The following is a 16,374-nucleotide window of genomic DNA, read 5'->3' as shown; positions in this document are numbered from 1 at the left end:
CATGGAATTAAAACAAGATCAGATTGTTAATTTCTTAAAGAACTATGGCTTTGTTTATCAGTCTTCTGAGATTTATAATGGGTTAGCCAACTCATGGGACTATGGGCCTTTAGGAGCTTTATTAAAAAATAATATTAAGCAGTTGTTGTTAAAACATTTCGTGTTTTCTCAACCTGATATGAAACTATTAGATAGCTCAATTATCTTAAATCCTTTAGTGTGACAAGCATCAGGTCATTTAGATAATTTTTCTGATCCACTAGTTGATTGTAAAAAATGTAAATCACGTTATCGAGCTGATAAGTTAATTGAAGAATTGAATGATGATTCAATTAAGATCACTGAAAATACTGACCCTAGTTATTTAGAACAGATCTTAGTTGATAAGAAGGTTGAATGTAAGAAGTGTGAATCAACTAATTGAACTAAGATTAGAAAGTTCAATCTGATGTTTAAGACGTTTCAAGGTGTTGTTGAGGATTCACTTAACACAATTTATTTAAGACCTGAAACAGCTCAAGGGATCTTTATTAACTTTAAGAATATTGTTAGAACGCAAAGAATGAAATTACCGTTTGGAGTAGCACAAATTGGTAAAGCGTTTAGAAATGAGATCACCCCAGGTAATTTCATCTTTAGAACAAGAGAGTTTGAACAATTTGAGATTGAATATTTCCTAGAACCTGAATTAGTTAAAGAAAAGTTTGATTGATACATCAACCAGATTGAAGATTTTTTAATTAATAAACTATTAATTAATAAGCAACTAATTAAGCGTCATGAAATTGCTAAAGATGAATTAGCTCACTATTCATCTCGAACGATCGATTTCCAATTTAATTTTCCTCATGGCTGATCTGAATTATGGGGATTAGCTCACCGTGGTAATTTTGATCTAACTGCTCATTCAAATGAATCAGGTAAAACCCTTGATTATCATAATGAGATAGAAAAAACTAAGATTATCCCTGATGTGATTGAACCTTCTTTAGGGATCGAACGAATCTTATATGCGATTTTTTGTGCTCATTATCATGTCGAACAATTAGCTGATAATGATAGTAGAGAAGTCTTAAGATTACCCGTTTCATTATCACCTTATCAGTTAGCAATCTTACCATTAGTTAATAAACTAAAAGATCAAGCTTATCAACTATATCTAGATTTATTAAAGATCAGTGATGCAAACTTAAGATTTGATTTTGATAGCGCTGGATCAATCGGTAAACGATACCGTAGATATGATGCAATCGGTGCAAAATACTGTTTAACTTACGATTTTGATTCTTTAGAAAAAGGTATTGTCACTATCAGAGAACGTGATAGTATGGAACAAATTAAAATACCAATCTCTGAATTAAGGCAATGAATTAGAAATAATTTGCATGAGTAATGATTTAAATCAATTAGCCAAATATTTACGTAAGAAGATCAGTGTATCTTCGATCATTTCAAAATATCTTGATCTAGAAAAAAAGGGATCAAATTATAAATCGCTTTGTCCGTTTCACGATGACAACACTCCTTCTTTTAGTGTTAATGACACTAAACAGGTTTGAAAGTGTTTTAGTTGTAATGAAAGTGGTGGGGTGATTGAATTTGTTCAAAAAAAAGAAAACCTTAATTTTGTTGAAGCAGTTAAAAAGATCGTAGAACTTGAAGGGATCGATTTAGCTGCAATCGGTTATTCATTAAACTTTAATAAGCAAAAAGCTGTTGATGAATCAGATCAAGAATTTTATAAGTTAAATCAGTTTTTAGCTTGAAGAGCTCATAGCAACTTACGTCTAGAATTTAGTACCAACCCCAAATTAAATGAGTTCTTAAATAAAAGAGGGTTGATCAATGAAGAACTATTAAATAATTTCCAGATCGGCTTTCATCCCAAGAGTTATTCACTTAATAAATTAGTGGAAGATTTAAAGGTTTTTTATCAAAAACATTTAAATAAAACTTATGATGATCAGATCATCTTAAGTAATCTTAGATACATCAAATACATTTCAGAAAAAAACGTTTGTTATTTTAGTAACCGGGTAATCTTTCCGATTAAAAATGCTGATGGGCAAGTTGTCGGTTTTTCTGGTAGAGCTATTGATGAAAATAACGAAATTAAATACCTAAACACCCCTGAAACTGATTATTTCATCAAAGGTCATAACTTATATAATTATTCTTCATTAGAGTTTGATGAGAATAATTCCACCATTTATCTGTGTGAAGGATATATGGATGTTATTGCTTTATATCAGATCGGTATTAAGAATGCTGTAGCAATCATGGGTACTGCGCTTACTGACCAACAAATTGAACTGATTAAAGCTAAACTTAATCAAATTAAAAGGATCGTATTAGCTTTAGATAATGATGAATCTGGTAAAAAAGCCACAATCACATGTATTAAGTTATTAGCCAGAAAAAGAGTTCATAATCTTTATCAACTAGATTATAGTGATCTTAAACAAAAAGATCTTGATGAGATCTATCATTCACCTGATGGTGAAAATCAACTTAAAGAGTTGATTAAAAAGCAATTATCAACCCAAAAAGAACAAGAAAACGTTGAGTATGATGATCAGAAACAATTATCAACCCAACTGTATCAAGAACTAAATGAGATTAAACCTGAACAAGATGATCAGGTTGATATCACCACACTGATTGATTACAATCTGGATAAAAGAATCACTGAACAGTTAAGAAATTTTATCCAAGCAGTAATCAAGATCTGTCGTTATTATTTAATTAGTTTTAAATATCTCACCTACAAAGATCTATCAAACGTGAGATTGAAGATCTTAAGTAAGATTAATCTTTACAAACCAACAAGATACTTATTTAATACGATGTTACAGATCACTCTAACCAATCAAGTGATGAAAAGTTTAACCACCAATGAACAGTTAGAAGCGATCTTATTCTGTTACAACTTTACTAAAAGATTTCTTGAAGGTTTTACTGATCTAATCTTTAGAAAGGTGAATGATCTTTATTTATTAAATGCTAAGCAAAATACTTTAAATGATCGGATTTACAATAAAATCAAGCTCAAATTGTTTGATGATACTGTTTATTTGATGAAAAAACATATTGAAAACAGGTTAAATTTGGATCTATTTCATAAGTTGAAAAATGAGTTATTATCTCATATTAAGTATTCAAAGTATGCTGCATTAGCCCATGATCAATTCGTTAATGAAGAAGAGTTAAATGCTTATTTAAAATCATGTACGAGTGGGATCGATGGTTTTAAAGAACTATATGATTTAAAAACTAAAGAACAACTCGTTCAATGGTTAGCAAAAGGTGAGATCTTTAAGTTAGCTCAGATTAAAAATCTCAACATCTTAGAAGAGTTATTAAAAAGAAAATAATTGATTCATATTTTTACAATATTGTAAAATTAAGCTAATTATTGCTTTTTATACCTTTAACATTTACAAGAATGGCAAAAAATACAAATTCAACTCCCAAGAACAAAACTGCTTCTAAAGCTAAAAATATTAGCCAATTGTCTTTGAAACAAAGACTTGAATTAGCTAAAAAACAAGAAAAAACACCAGCTAAGAAGTTAGTGAATAAAAAAACAGAAACAGTAAGTAAGACTAAGAAAACTGCAAAGCCTACTAAAGTAGAAAAACCTGTTAGTGAGAAAAAACTAAGTGTAGCAACTAAAGCTAAATCAGAAAAAGTAGTGGTTGAACAACCTAAAGCTAAAACCACAGTTAAAAAAGTTAAAGCTGCACCTACTAAAAAAGAAGTTGTCCTTAAAGATAAGAAAGCAAAAGCTGAACCTAAATCAGTAGCTAAAGAAGAAAAGAAAAATAAGCTTTCATTAAAATCAGCAAAGAAATCAACTAAGAAAAAAGTAACCAGTAAGAAAGATGAAAATCTTGATTTAAATAACGAAATAGATTTTGCTGATTTTGATAATAAAGATGATGAGATCGATTTTAGTGATTTCAAACATGAAAATTATTCATCAGCTTTTAAAGAAACTGATTTTAGTGAACAAGATGAATTAGACGATAAAGAATTTAATTTATCTGATTTTTTCAGTGATAGCAAACTAGATATTGACCAACCAATTACAGCGCAAAAGCGTCAAAGAGGTCGTAAGCCTAAGCATGCTCCCAGCAATGAAAAAAACGATTTAGTTTATCATGAAGTATTAGAAGCTTCATCTAAAACAAAGAATAACGATCAAGAATCAATTCGAGCTACTAAAACCCTTTTAGCTAAGGCTAAAGCAACTAAATCTTTATCAAATGAAGAGATTATTGATGTTTTCAAAAACTATGAATTCACTGAAGCTGAAGATTTAGAAATTCTTGAAGAATTAAAAGACAATAAGATTAAATTAGAAGATAATGTTGAAGAAAAGATCTCATTATTTAGAAAAAATCAAGATTTAAGTGAAATTGATAAGAACTTAGATGATCTTATTAGTAAAGGTGCTTCAACTAAAGATAAAGTTGAAGATAATGTTAAAGCGTTTTTAGGAACATTAGGTTCATCTAAGATCCTTAATTTTGGTGAAGAGATTCAGATTGCTAAACTACTAGGAAGTACTGATCCTGAAACTAGAGAATATGCGATCAACCAATTAGTAACATCTAACTTAAGATTAGTTACTTCGATCGCAAAGAAATATCTAAACAGAGGTTTAGATTTCGTTGATCTGATCCAAGAAGGTTCGATCGGATTGATGAAAGCAATCTCTAAGTTTAATTACAAACTGGGAAACAAGTTCTCAACTTATGCAACATGATGGATCAGACAAGCGATCACAAGAGCGATTGCTGATCAAGCAAGAACAGTAAGAATTCCTGTTCATATGGTTGAAACGATCAATAAGTTAATTAAAACTGAAAGAATGTTGACTCAACAACTTGGAAGAGACCCAACATTAGAAGAATTAACTGAAGCAATGGGTGGTCAAGTTAACGGATTTACCCCTAAAAAAGTTGCTGATATTAAAAAGTTAAACCAAGAACCAGTTTCATTAGATAAACCGATTGGTCACGATGAAGAATCACAATTCGTTGATTTTGTTAAGGATCGTGATATCTTAAAACCGGACGAATACACTGAAAAACTAATTGTTACTGAACATATCAATGAACTTTTTATTAACACGTTAACAAAAAAAGAAGAACAGATTATCAGAATGCGCTATGGGTTACACCCTTGACACCAACAAATGACCCTTGAAGAAGTTGGTCAAAAGTTTAATGTAACAAGAGAAAGAATTCGTCAGATTGAATCTAAAGCTTTAAGAAAATTAAAACACCCTTCTAAAAATGCGAGATTACGTTCTTTCTTAAAACATGACTCAGAAAATTAAAGTTATCTCCCAAATGATTGATGACGCTTTTTTAGTAGCAGATGTTGGCTGTGATCATGGTCATCTAGGTATTGAATTAATCAAAAAAAATAAAGCACAATACGTGCTTAATGTTGATGTTAATCTATCACCACTAAAACAAGCGATTGCTAACTCGAGAAAGATTATTGGTAAAGAAAGAATTATCAACATTCTTAATGATGGTTTAAGCAACTTAAGTATTAAAAACCCGATCGATTATTGTGTGATTGCTGGTCTTGGTGTCAGTAAAATTAATGATATTATAAACAATTCGGTTGTTGAATTAAAACAATTAATTGTCCAACCAGAAAAAAATCACATTAAAATGCGGTATTATCTAACTAAGAACAATTATCAGATCGTTGATGAGATCATTGTTTTTGAGAAGAATAATTACTACTTAATTATTAAAGCAATTAAGACTGAAGATAAGCATGATTTAACTGATACAGATTATGTGATTGGACCAATCTTAAAAAACCAAAACAGTCCAGAACTAATCAGCTATATTAAACAACAAAAAGAATTGATTGAACGAATTCCAGTTGCTGCAAGAAAAAAGTTACAGCTGATTGAAATAACTGAATACGAGCGCTTTCTTAATAACCAATGAAAATTAGAAGAATCACTGACTGAGTCTTAAAAGAATTTCCCTTAAGAAATCAGTTAAGTTTTGATAATGCCAAATTAATTAATCATAAGAACTTAACCAATCAATTAACTAAGGTTCTAGTTTGTGCTGATTATGATCGGTTTAATTTTGAGTTAGCAAAAAAACATAATGCTAATCTAATTATCTCCCACCATCCGATGTTTATTAATCATCAAGATTTAAAATCAGATGCATTTATAGCTAAGGCTTATCAGGATTTTTATCAAAACAATCGGAGTTTTCTAGTGTTGCACACTGCTTATGATTTTAGTCCCAACGGTGCGCATTCATACTTTTTTAAATTATTAAAGATCAAGAAATTTGATCCTAATCCAATTAATCATTATTACCGATTTGAGATCGATTGTTCGCTTGAACAATTGATCTCTGATTTAAAAAAGATTCAATATATTGACCAAGTTCAATATTTATCAACAGCTAAATTTAAGAAAAAATTAAAAAAGGGTCTGATCTGTTTGGGTAGTGGTTATAGTAGTGATCAGCTTGATCTTGAATTGTTTAAACAATATGATCTATTAATCACAGGTGATTTAAAATGATCATCATGGATTAATGCGATCAACCATGAGATTAATGTGATTGATATTGGTCATCATGTAGAATCAATCTTTATCGATCATATTGGTGAGTTATTAGTTGAAAAGTTCCATGATCAATTAGAGCCAAAACAATTGATACTAGGACATTCACAATTCAAGATCATCAAGAGGTAAATAAAGATGAATGTAGCAGGATATATCAGTCTCTTAGTGATCCTTAGCTTATTAATTGGCTACTTGTTTGGTTCAATTATGTTTGCAGATGTTGCTAGTATGATCCTTAAAAGAAATGTACGTGAACTAGGGTCTAAAAACCCAGGGACAACCAACTCTTTTAGGGTGTTCCCTAAAAAAGTTGCAATCGCGATCGGTTTTTTTGAGATCATTAAATCCGTAATTCCGTTTTCAATCATCTTATTGATCTATAAGTATGGTTTGCAACCTGAACTAACTAAGCTTGATCCTAGTGTAATTAATAAGACATATTATCTAACTTATTTAGCACCACTAGCAGCAATCTTTGGTCATATGTATCCTGTGTACTTCAAATTCAACGGTGGTAAAGCTGTAGCTACAACTGCTGGATTTGTATTTGTTGTTTCACCTTGATGATTCTTAATTATTGCTCTAACTTGATGAACAATTACTTTAATTAGTAAATATGTTTCACTAGCTTCAATCGTTTGTTTCATTATCTTTTTATTTTTACCATATATCCCTTGATTAGATTATCTATGATGGTTTAGTTTAGATAAGATCACCTTTTTAACTTATCAAAGTGATTGGTACATCATCGTCTTTTTTGCGATTGCTAATACAATACTAAGTACAATCATTATCTGAAAACACCGTGGGAATATCGTTAGATTAATTAATAAACAAGAAAATAAGATTACAAAAAAGGTTTAATTTATGGCAAGAAGAAAACAAACCGTAATTGGTGAGATCTTAGATCTCTTAGATGATCTAAGATTATTAATTAAAAGAGATGGTGGTGACCTATCTTTTGAAGGTTATGAAAAAGGAATAGTAACGATCAAATTACTAGGTAATTGTGATGGTTGTAGCCTTGTTGATATGACTTATAAAGATGGGGTAGAAACGATCCTTAAAGCAGAGATCCCTGAAGTTAAATCAGTTGTACTAATCCAAAGTAAGCAAGCTAATTCAAATCTTTTAGGGATTAGTAAATCACCAATCTTTGGCGATTAGTAGATCAGCAATTAAAAACCGTCTAGATCTTATCTAGACGGTTTTTTTTTATTTATTTTTGTTTACTCTTTTTTGGTTTGTAATAACCGTTGTTTCTTGCCATCTTAAATAAGAAGAAGCTGATGATCCCAATCAACGAACTAATTAGCAATGAAGCGATCGTAATTACGATAATATTTGTTGTGTTTAGTCCATCTTCTGGTTTGGTTACGGCTAAGATCGTAAAGATCATTCCAAAGAAGTTGATAAACCCAATGAATAAAGCCACAACATAAGCAATAACCATCGTTTTTCGTTCAAAGTCTTTTTTAAGCAGGGCGTCTTTTTGTTTAATTGTTCCAACTAAGATATCAATTGAAGATTTGATGTTTGAGATCTGATCGATCTTTTTTACGATCGTTTTGATTGCTGGGATCCCATAGAAATCATCGTACCAGTCAAACTTTAAGTTTTCAAGCGCTTCAATCTTTTGTCGGTAAAAACTTGAGTTTTTGACGACCCGGTCATTATTGAAGTCATATTCGATATCGTGGTGAATCCACTTACGACTTTCAGAATAAATGATCGCTCAAACATAAAAATCAAGAAGTTGTTTATTATCTTTTTTAATGATCACAAAATCATTTGATTGGTTAATAAAACTAAGATAGTTCTTATTAATATCAACCTCTGATTGGTTGATATCTTGAACGATCATTTTTCTAGATCCTTCAGAGATCTGCATATTCTTTAAGTTTTTCATCAGATCATTGTATTTAGCAATCTGAGTTGTGTTTGAGTTTAAACCAAAGCGGTTGGGATTAATAATTAAAGAATAGATTAGATAGATCTGTTGGTGTTTTAATAAATAATCACTTGATGAAGCAAACACTTCTTCATCTTTAACTTGTAATTCTAAGAAGTTAATCGAAGTGTTGAATGCTTCATAGTCTTGAGCAGCTTGGTGTTTTTTAGCTTCATTAACAAAATCATCGATATCATCAATCTTATTTAGATCGATCTTGGTCGTGTGTTTTTTAATGTAACTGTCTTTTAGGTGTTTAGACAATTCAATAAAGTCATTAAACGGTCTTTGGTCAGGGTCGCTTTTAATCTGAGTTGGTTTTTTTAGAATACTTAGGATCAATTCGGGTTGTTCTGAATTAAAGTAAGACTTTAATTCTTGGTATAGTGCCAAATTAATCATCGTTAGATTCATGATCGCATAAAACAGATCATCCTTAATTTGGCATTGCTTTTCTTGATCATAATTCTTATGAGCTAAAAACTTATCTATGATCAGATTATCCCAGTTACTTTTTAAAACTTCATAACTTAATGATTTTTTATAGATATTGTTACTTAGGTTATTTTGTAGTTCTTTATTAGATTTCTTATCGAAGTTTGATAAGAAATCATCATTATCAATGATGTCAATAATATTATTTAATGATAGTGGCGAAATTTGTTTATAAATAAAATATTTAATTAAATAAACTAAATAGATCTTTTCAAAAACTGTTTCTTCATTTAGTGGATTGTCTTCAAGATTAACTACTTCAAAACTAAATGACCCAGATAAGATCTTGTTTTCTTCGTTTAGATAAAATCAAAGATTAATTCTACTAGCGTATTGATGAAGATAACTATTCTTATTAACGTCGATATAGTATTTATATCTTCGTTCTTCGTATTCGTTATGAATTAGTTCATTAACACTAAATTCTTTTTCAGAGATATATAAAGGTTCATGAAATTGATCATAACCTAGTACTTTAAAAAAGTCGCTATTTGATGAACCAGTTTTAGAAACGATCTTTTTAAGAGCTAAATTAAGCATTAACTTAATTCGGTCTTTTCTTGTTAGTTCATCTAATTCTTTTAATTTTTCTAACTCTTCTTGATCAAGTTTAGTTTTAATTTTAGGTAGGATTTTGCTAACAAAGTATTTATTTGGGTGTTGTTGTAAACTGTTAAAAAACTTGACATTAACATTGTCAATGTAAAAAGGGTATGTGGTACTGATGTTTAGTTTTTCTAAAATCTTCTTTTCAAAATCCATAGTAGTTTTCTTCTGTAATTTAAGTATTAATCTTTGTTCAAGTCAGGTTAGTTATTTTTAGTTTTTCAAATCTAAAAACAGTTATTTTTGCCGACGTTTTTTGAAATATGTGACCGTTAAGATGATCAATAAAATGGATGCTAATAATGAACCAGCTCCGATTACGATTAAACTAGGTACTTTTTGAATCGATACTTGAATATTATCTTGAGTAACTGGTAAAATCGAAAAGATCGTTGTTAAAAAGTCCATAATTCCAAACAAGAATGCAGAGATGATCCCTAGAATTAAATATTTTCTTTCTTTGGATTTTCCATACATCTGGTCATCACGGTTGATTGTTTTAATAAACTGGTTAATCGTATTTTCAAAGTCGTTGTATTTTAACAACTTACGAATTACAACTTCTATATGTCCTAGACCATAGATCTTTTTAGCTGTGTAATATTTCAACTGGTTAAGTTGATTTAATAAGACCCTCATAATTTGAGGTTGGCTATTTTTTAATTTATAAAACTTATTTGAGATATTAATATATTTAGCTTCATATAAGTTTTCATAGATCAATGCCCAGTTATAAATCTCAAATAAATTAAGCGATTCAAAATTACTTTTCATAATTAAGAAATCTTTATTTGCATTAATAAAACATTCATAATTCGGATTTAATTCACATAAAACCGCATCATGTTTCTTTTGATAATCAACAGCATCACTGATCTGAAAATTAATGAATGATTCAACAAGTTGATCATATTTGGAATTAACATAGTCAACACTATCTAAACCAAATAATTCAGGATACATTAACAATAAGATTACTTTATTGTTATCATCTCATTCTTGATCTGATCATGATATTTCAAAATTTAAGATCTGATCAGACAATGATCGTTGTTCAAACTGATAAAGATCATAAAACTCATTAATCAGATCAAGCGCGTCTTCTAAGTTTTCTACTTCTTCTTGATGTAAATCTAACTCATGATTAAAGAAGTATTTACTATTTACATAATTAAATAGATTTAAAAAATCTAGTTCAGCATGCGCATTTGATCTAACATTACTTAAGTTAGTTTTTCTTTGAATAAAATCTAAAAAACTAATTAGTTTATTTGACTGAAAAAATGCTTTTAAATCTTCATAGATCATTAAAATAATGAAATTTAAGATGTTAACTGCATAAAAAAATTCTTCCCGATCAATTTGCAAATTATTAACTTCATCAACATGATCTAAAGTCGAGATGAATTGCGTCTTAAACTTAGAAGATAAATAAATTGATTTATCTTGTTTGTTAATTGTTAAATCTTCAAATAAACGCACTTGGTTTTTTAACGAATTGTTCATAAAGTGCTCTTTAATGAAGTTCTTAACAAAATAGTTACGATATACGTGCTTAATTAATTGTTCTAAATCAACTTCAACTGCTTGTTTGAAAAAAACAAAATTACCCGAAATAATCCGGTTAGTTTCATCAAATAAGATGTTGATCTGAATCTTATCACAATACTGTTTAAGATAAGAATAATCCTTGACATACACTTCAAAAACGAATCTTAAATCTTGGGATTTCTTAGCTTGAATCTCAAAGTCACTATTAATATTACTAATATTGACATAAACTGCTTCACCATACTCATCATGGCGAATTACATCAAAGTGATTGAGATTAGTAGCTCCGATAATACTATTAATTTTTTTAAATGAAAAATTAATAATATCACCAATTGACTCTTCATTTAAAAGCGATTGAACATCAAAAAATTCTTCGTTATTAGCTTTTAATGCCTTGTAGTGTTTTTTGGAGATATTTTGTGACGAACTATTAAATAGATTTGAATCAAAAAAGCTTTTGGTAATCTTTTGAATATTGAAATTAACAATGTTTTTGATATCCAGATTACAGCTGTTTTTGTTTTTATTATTAATTAGCGCCATATCAGATAAATCAATTATAAATTTTTAATCAAATATTAAAAAAGAGAATTCAAGAACTACTTTGTTATGTTATATAATAAATAGAATTATGTCAAAGTTATCAATTATCTACTATCTAAGTCAAGAAGTGATGAATTTAAAGAGTTCACTAAACTCTTTATTTAGTATTAACAATCTTAAAGATCATGAATTAATTTTTATTAATGATGATGCTAATGAAAGTGTGATTAAGATTTGACAAGATGAATTAGGTAAGTATAGTGATTTGAACTACCAGATTGTTAATGTTTCTCAATCCCTTGGGATGAGTGAAGCATACAATCTGGGGGCTAGAATTGCTAATGGTAAGTTCACTTTATTTACGAATCAACTAATTATTTTTAAACCAAACTTTTTGGATGAACTAAGTTTAGTTATTGAAGATTTGGATGAAGATGTTGATTTAATTAATTTTTTGATCGATGAACCCGCTTTTTATGATCAGAAAAAACAATCAAGCAATAATAAAGATAAGAAGTTATTAGTTTATGACCAGTTTAACATTGACTTAATTGCTAAGCATTCATTAAATTCTTATGATAAAGTGTTTAAAACCAAGATGCTGGTTGATCATAAGATCAAATTTAATGTTACGCATTACCAACCAGGGATCTTTATCTTAAAAGTTTATGGTAAAGCAAAGAAAGCTGCAGTTTTAAAAACGATCTTAACTAAGAGAAGAAAAGAGATTAATTTGAACAATAATATCTATGATGTTTTGTTTCAAATCAATCAGTTTAACCAGCTTAAAACTTATAATGAGTGGAATGATAGTTATGACGAAAAGTTAGAGTTTTGTGCGATTATTATGGCATTCTATCATTTCATTTCGTTGGTGATTAATTCTAACTTCTCAGATAAAGAAAAACGGAACGCAATTAAAATTGCAAAAGAATTAGTTTTTCGTCTCTACCCTAAGTATGAAAAGAACAAATTCTTCCAATTAATCAATAATCAGAATTGAAAGAACTACTTCATTAAGTTTAAACCTAGATTATCTTGAATTCAAGCAAAATTTGATGCTGATAAATAATGTATGTTATTTTTCATAACGAGATCACCAACACCAAAGTAGAATACGAAGTAGCTTCAGCAACCAAAAGAATTTTTGCTGGACTTCTCGATCTTGTTTTTATTAGTTTAATTAGTATGGGTATTAATTATTTGATTAACTTCTTATTTCAGAAGTACTGAACTAACTATTCAGTTGCTTTGTATATTTTATTAGTTGGAATAACCAGCTTTTTATTTTATGGTGGTTATTTTATCTTAGTGCCATGATTAACTAAAGGTAAGACTTTATTTCGGTTAGCTTTTAAGCTACAATTGGTTGAACGAACGACACTAAAAAAATATTTAAAACACATGTTTTTACATAATTTATTAATTTTTTTATTCCTTGTTTCGATCTTAATAATCATGGGATTATCCTTATTTGCTTTTAATGATCGTGAACAAAGAGAGATCGTTAGTTTATTTACCAAAAATAACATTTTAGACCAACCGGTTAAATACATTATTTTTATTAGTTTTTTCCGTGGTATTTATTCCATTTATGCGATCATTTTATTTATTATTTTTATCTTTGTAGCAATTAGCTCTAAGCGATTAGCATTACACGATAAGATGGCTAACTTAGTTATGATCGATTTAAAAACTAAGAAAGATACTAATCAACAAGTTGAAGATAAAAATAAAACTAATAAGATTGATATCAATTTACCAGGGAACATGGATCTTACTGACCTATAATTATGCAAGATTACTTAAAGTCTTTAAACAAGCAACAATATGATGTTGTTACAAGTGATTTAATTCCAATTTTTGTTGTCGCTGGTGCTGGTACTGGTAAGACAAAGGTTTTAACATCGCGAATTGCTTATTTGATTGAGCATTTCAAGATCCCAGAATATAAGATCTTAGCGATTACATTTACTAATAAAGCTGCTAAAGAGATGCAACACCGACTTGAAAAACTTCTGAATAAAGAAAAAACTCAAGTCAGTTTTAGAACGTTTCATGGGTTTTGTGCACAAGTTTTAAGAGAAGAAGTTAATAATGTTGATCGGTTAAACGATCGGTTTAATATCTTAGATGAAGTTGATCAAGCAAAACTGATCGAAGATCTATTAAAATCACAAAAATACGAATATTATTATTCTCAGTATACTGATTTCAAAAAGAATAAGGTGATGAGCATTATTAATGATGCAAAAACTTATAACCTAGATGTAGCTGAATTTTTAGCATCTGATTTAAATAAATTAGGTGAAGATCACATTCTTACTCCCAATCTAGTTCAACCATTAAGTAATTTCTATCATGATTATGAAAAGGCATTAAAAGAGCTTAATGCCATTGATTTTAATGATCTATTAAATATTGCTTATAACCTATTTTTAAATGATCCAATTATTTTAAAAAAATGGCAAAACCGTTATGAAGCAATTTTAGTTGACGAATTTCAAGATGCTAATGAAATTCAATACAAGATCGTTAAATTATTAAGAGAAAAAAATAATAATTTTTTATTTGTGGGGGACCCTGATCAATCAATCTATGGTTGAAGAGGTGCTAACAGTGAGATTGGTGATTCAATTAGATTTGATTTCAATGATTTAGTCGTTAAGTATTTAACGCAAAATTACCGGTCAAAACAAAGTATTTTGAATCTGGCAAACGACGCAATTAAGATGAATAATAGTCGTTATTTTAAATCATTATTATCACACGATTTAACTGATTTAGGGCCTAAACCAATTTGAATTAATTTTAGTAATATCGAATATCAAAACCGGTTTGTAATGGATAAGATTAAAGAACTGGTTGCTTCTAAACAATATACTTATGGTGATTTTGCTATCTTATACCGAACTAATTTTAGTTCGGTATCGCTAGAACGCTTAATTAAGGAAAACCGGATCCCTTATGAGATCTTTGGTGGGTATAAATTCTTTTTAAGAAAAGAGATCAAAGATCTAATTGGTTATCTTAAATTAGTTGATACTAATAATGATATCGCGTTTGATCGAATCATCAATACACCTAGAAGAATGATTGGTGATACCAGTATTGAAATAATTAAAGAACTAGCCAACAAAAAATCAATCACTGAATACGAAGCGCTGGATTATTTAGATGAATCAAATATCAAAGCAAATGTTAAAAAAAGCGCGCAAAACTTCAAAAAAATGATTGAAGATTTACGAGCAAACCAAGGTAATTGATCAGTTTATCAAACAATCAATGAGATCATTAAACGAATCAATTATTATGATTATCTTAATGAACCAACTAAGCATGATAGTGTCAATGAATTCATTGATTTTTTGAATAAATATGAAAAAGAATACGAAAACGATTTTGGCACCAAATTAACGATTAATGACTTTATCCAAAATCTTGCACTAGAAGGTGATCTTGATAACAATCAACCAAACCATAATAAGAACGCATTAAAATTAATGACGATTCACAGTGCAAAGGGATTAGAATTCAAGAATGTTTTCGTCATTAATATGAATGAAAACATTCTACCTAGTAGTCGTTCAATTGCAGCAACTAACAATAAAGCTAAATTAGCAGAAGAAAGAAGAATTGTTTATGTTGCTTACACTAGAGCCAAACACAATCTTTGATTATGTTCAAACCAAGATTATGATGCTAGGACTAAAGAACCTTATCAACCTTCTAGATTCTTATATGAATTAAGTGATCTAGTGCTTGATAAACAAGATCAAGCTAAAACTTATTTTGATAAACATAATTTCTTAACAGATGATGATGGTTGATTCAATTCGAAGAAATCACCATCTAAGTTAGATGCATGGAATTCAACTAATGAAGTTGAACACAATTATTTTGTTGGAGAGATTATTTATCACCAACTTTATGGTGAAGGGATTGTTAGGGAGATTGATGATCTGACAATCAAAGTTAGTTTTAAAGATAAAAAGGCTGGAACAAAAGATCTGATTAAAAACCATAAACTAATTACCTATGCAAAGTAAGCAGATCGTAAGAAAACAGTTAATTGAATTAGCTAAGCAATTTGCTAGCACACCAAAGAAACAGATCGTTGATCAACAACTAACCAAACTAGTTTATCAATTTATTAAGACTAAAGATTATCAGAAAATTGGGGTCTTTAGTAGTCTTTTTTATGAATATGATACATCTGAACTAATTAATCTTCTTTTAGAAGAAGATTATCAGATCTACTTACCAAGAGTTGATAATAATGAGATGAATTTCTATCAGATTAAACAACTTGATTTTTCTTTTGATCTGAAGTATCAGATCAAACAACCATTAGTTAACGAACAATTATTAAATAATCATCTAGATCTATTTATTGTTCCACTTGTTGGTTATAATTCTAACCAGCTTCGTTTGGGTCATGGTAAAGGTTACTATGATAGATTTTTTAATAATTTAAAATATAGCAATTACAAGATATCAGTAGCATATGATTTTATGCTAAATAATCAATTCCAAGCGCAAGATCATGACGTTAAAATTGATAAGATATTTTGTGTTACTAATTTGGAATAAATAACAT

At 29.1% G+C, this 16,374-nt stretch carries 13 protein-coding genes; 11 read left to right on the top strand and 2 right to left on the bottom strand.

What is annotated here, in order from left to right; translation table 4 throughout:
• The first annotated feature begins 1 nt into the window (after position 1).
• From D2833_RS02210 to D2833_RS02180, 7 genes are read left to right on the top strand one after another with little or no spacing between them, the layout of a single operon-like run.
• Entirely contained in the window at positions 2-1,393 is a 1,392-nt protein-coding gene (locus D2833_RS02210) for a glycine--tRNA ligase (protein ID WP_011113637.1), read from the top strand.
• Positions 1,386-3,374 carry a DNA primase gene (gene dnaG / locus D2833_RS02205; RefSeq protein WP_011113636.1) on the top strand — a complete coding sequence of 663 codons (1,989 nt, stop codon included), beginning with the start codon at positions 1,386-1,388 and terminating at the stop codon, positions 3,372-3,374. The genes D2833_RS02210 and dnaG overlap by 8 nt, the downstream gene beginning before the upstream one ends.
• Positions 3,375-3,415: 41 nt before the next feature.
• Positions 3,416-5,347 carry an RNA polymerase sigma factor gene (locus D2833_RS02200; RefSeq protein ID WP_011113635.1) on the top strand — a complete coding sequence of 644 codons (1,932 nt, stop codon included), beginning with the start codon at positions 3,416-3,418 and terminating at the stop codon, positions 5,345-5,347.
• A complete protein-coding gene (locus D2833_RS02195; RefSeq protein ID WP_011113634.1) occupies positions 5,331-6,011 on the top strand; it encodes a class I SAM-dependent methyltransferase in 681 nt (226 codons plus the stop codon). The genes D2833_RS02200 and D2833_RS02195 overlap by 17 nt, the downstream gene beginning before the upstream one ends.
• A complete protein-coding gene (locus D2833_RS02190; RefSeq protein ID WP_117274036.1) occupies positions 5,978-6,754 on the top strand; it encodes a Nif3-like dinuclear metal center hexameric protein in 777 nt (258 codons plus the stop codon). Before D2833_RS02195 ends, D2833_RS02190 begins: the two co-directional genes overlap by 34 nt.
• 6 nt (positions 6,755-6,760) lie before the next feature.
• Positions 6,761-7,489: a glycerol-3-phosphate 1-O-acyltransferase PlsY gene (gene plsY, locus D2833_RS02185; RefSeq protein WP_011113632.1), complete on the top strand. Its 729-nt coding sequence runs from the start codon at positions 6,761-6,763 to the stop codon at positions 7,487-7,489.
• 3 nt (positions 7,490-7,492) lie between these two features.
• Complete coding sequence (locus D2833_RS02180; protein WP_011113631.1) at positions 7,493-7,792, top strand: NifU family protein; 300 nt, start codon at positions 7,493-7,495, stop codon at positions 7,790-7,792.
• Between the two features lie 52 nt (positions 7,793-7,844).
• Here D2833_RS02180 and D2833_RS02175 read toward each other — a convergent pair whose 3' ends face one another.
• Positions 7,845-9,833, bottom strand: a complete 1,989-nt coding sequence (locus tag D2833_RS02175; protein WP_117274033.1) for an MPN338 family protein — start codon at positions 9,831-9,833, stop codon at positions 7,845-7,847.
• Positions 9,834-9,914: 81 nt separating this feature from the next.
• Positions 9,915-11,774, bottom strand: coding sequence for an MPN337 family protein (locus D2833_RS02170; RefSeq protein ID WP_027333172.1), 1,860 nt, complete (start codon positions 11,772-11,774; stop codon positions 9,915-9,917).
• A gap of 61 nt (positions 11,775-11,835) precedes the next feature.
• Between D2833_RS02170 and D2833_RS02165 the strand changes: the two genes are divergently transcribed.
• The 4 genes from D2833_RS02165 to D2833_RS02150 are packed head-to-tail and all read left to right on the top strand — an operon-like array spanning position 11,836 to position 16,367.
• Complete coding sequence (locus D2833_RS02165; RefSeq protein ID WP_011113628.1) at positions 11,836-12,846, top strand: glycosyltransferase; 1,011 nt, start codon at positions 11,836-11,838, stop codon at positions 12,844-12,846.
• Positions 12,846-13,565 carry an RDD family protein gene (locus D2833_RS02160; RefSeq protein ID WP_011113627.1) on the top strand — a complete coding sequence of 240 codons (720 nt, stop codon included), beginning with the start codon at positions 12,846-12,848 and terminating at the stop codon, positions 13,563-13,565. The genes D2833_RS02165 and D2833_RS02160 overlap by 1 nt, the downstream gene beginning before the upstream one ends.
• A 2-nt stretch (positions 13,566-13,567) precedes the next feature.
• Positions 13,568-15,823, top strand: a complete 2,256-nt coding sequence (locus D2833_RS02155; RefSeq protein WP_011113626.1) for an ATP-dependent helicase — start codon at positions 13,568-13,570, stop codon at positions 15,821-15,823.
• Positions 15,813-16,367: a 5-formyltetrahydrofolate cyclo-ligase gene (locus D2833_RS02150; protein ID WP_011113625.1), complete on the top strand. Its 555-nt coding sequence runs from the start codon at positions 15,813-15,815 to the stop codon at positions 16,365-16,367. Before D2833_RS02155 ends, D2833_RS02150 begins: the two co-directional genes overlap by 11 nt.
• Positions 16,368-16,374: the final 7 nt, after the last annotated feature.

This window comes from Mycoplasmoides gallisepticum (assembly GCF_900476085.1).
In the GTDB taxonomy this organism is placed as follows: domain Bacteria; phylum Bacillota_I; class Bacilli_A; order Mycoplasmatales; family Mycoplasmoidaceae; genus Mycoplasmoides; species Mycoplasmoides gallisepticum.
The sequence above is the reverse complement of the archived record's forward strand: the minus strand, read 5'-3'. Positions and strand labels throughout refer to the sequence as shown.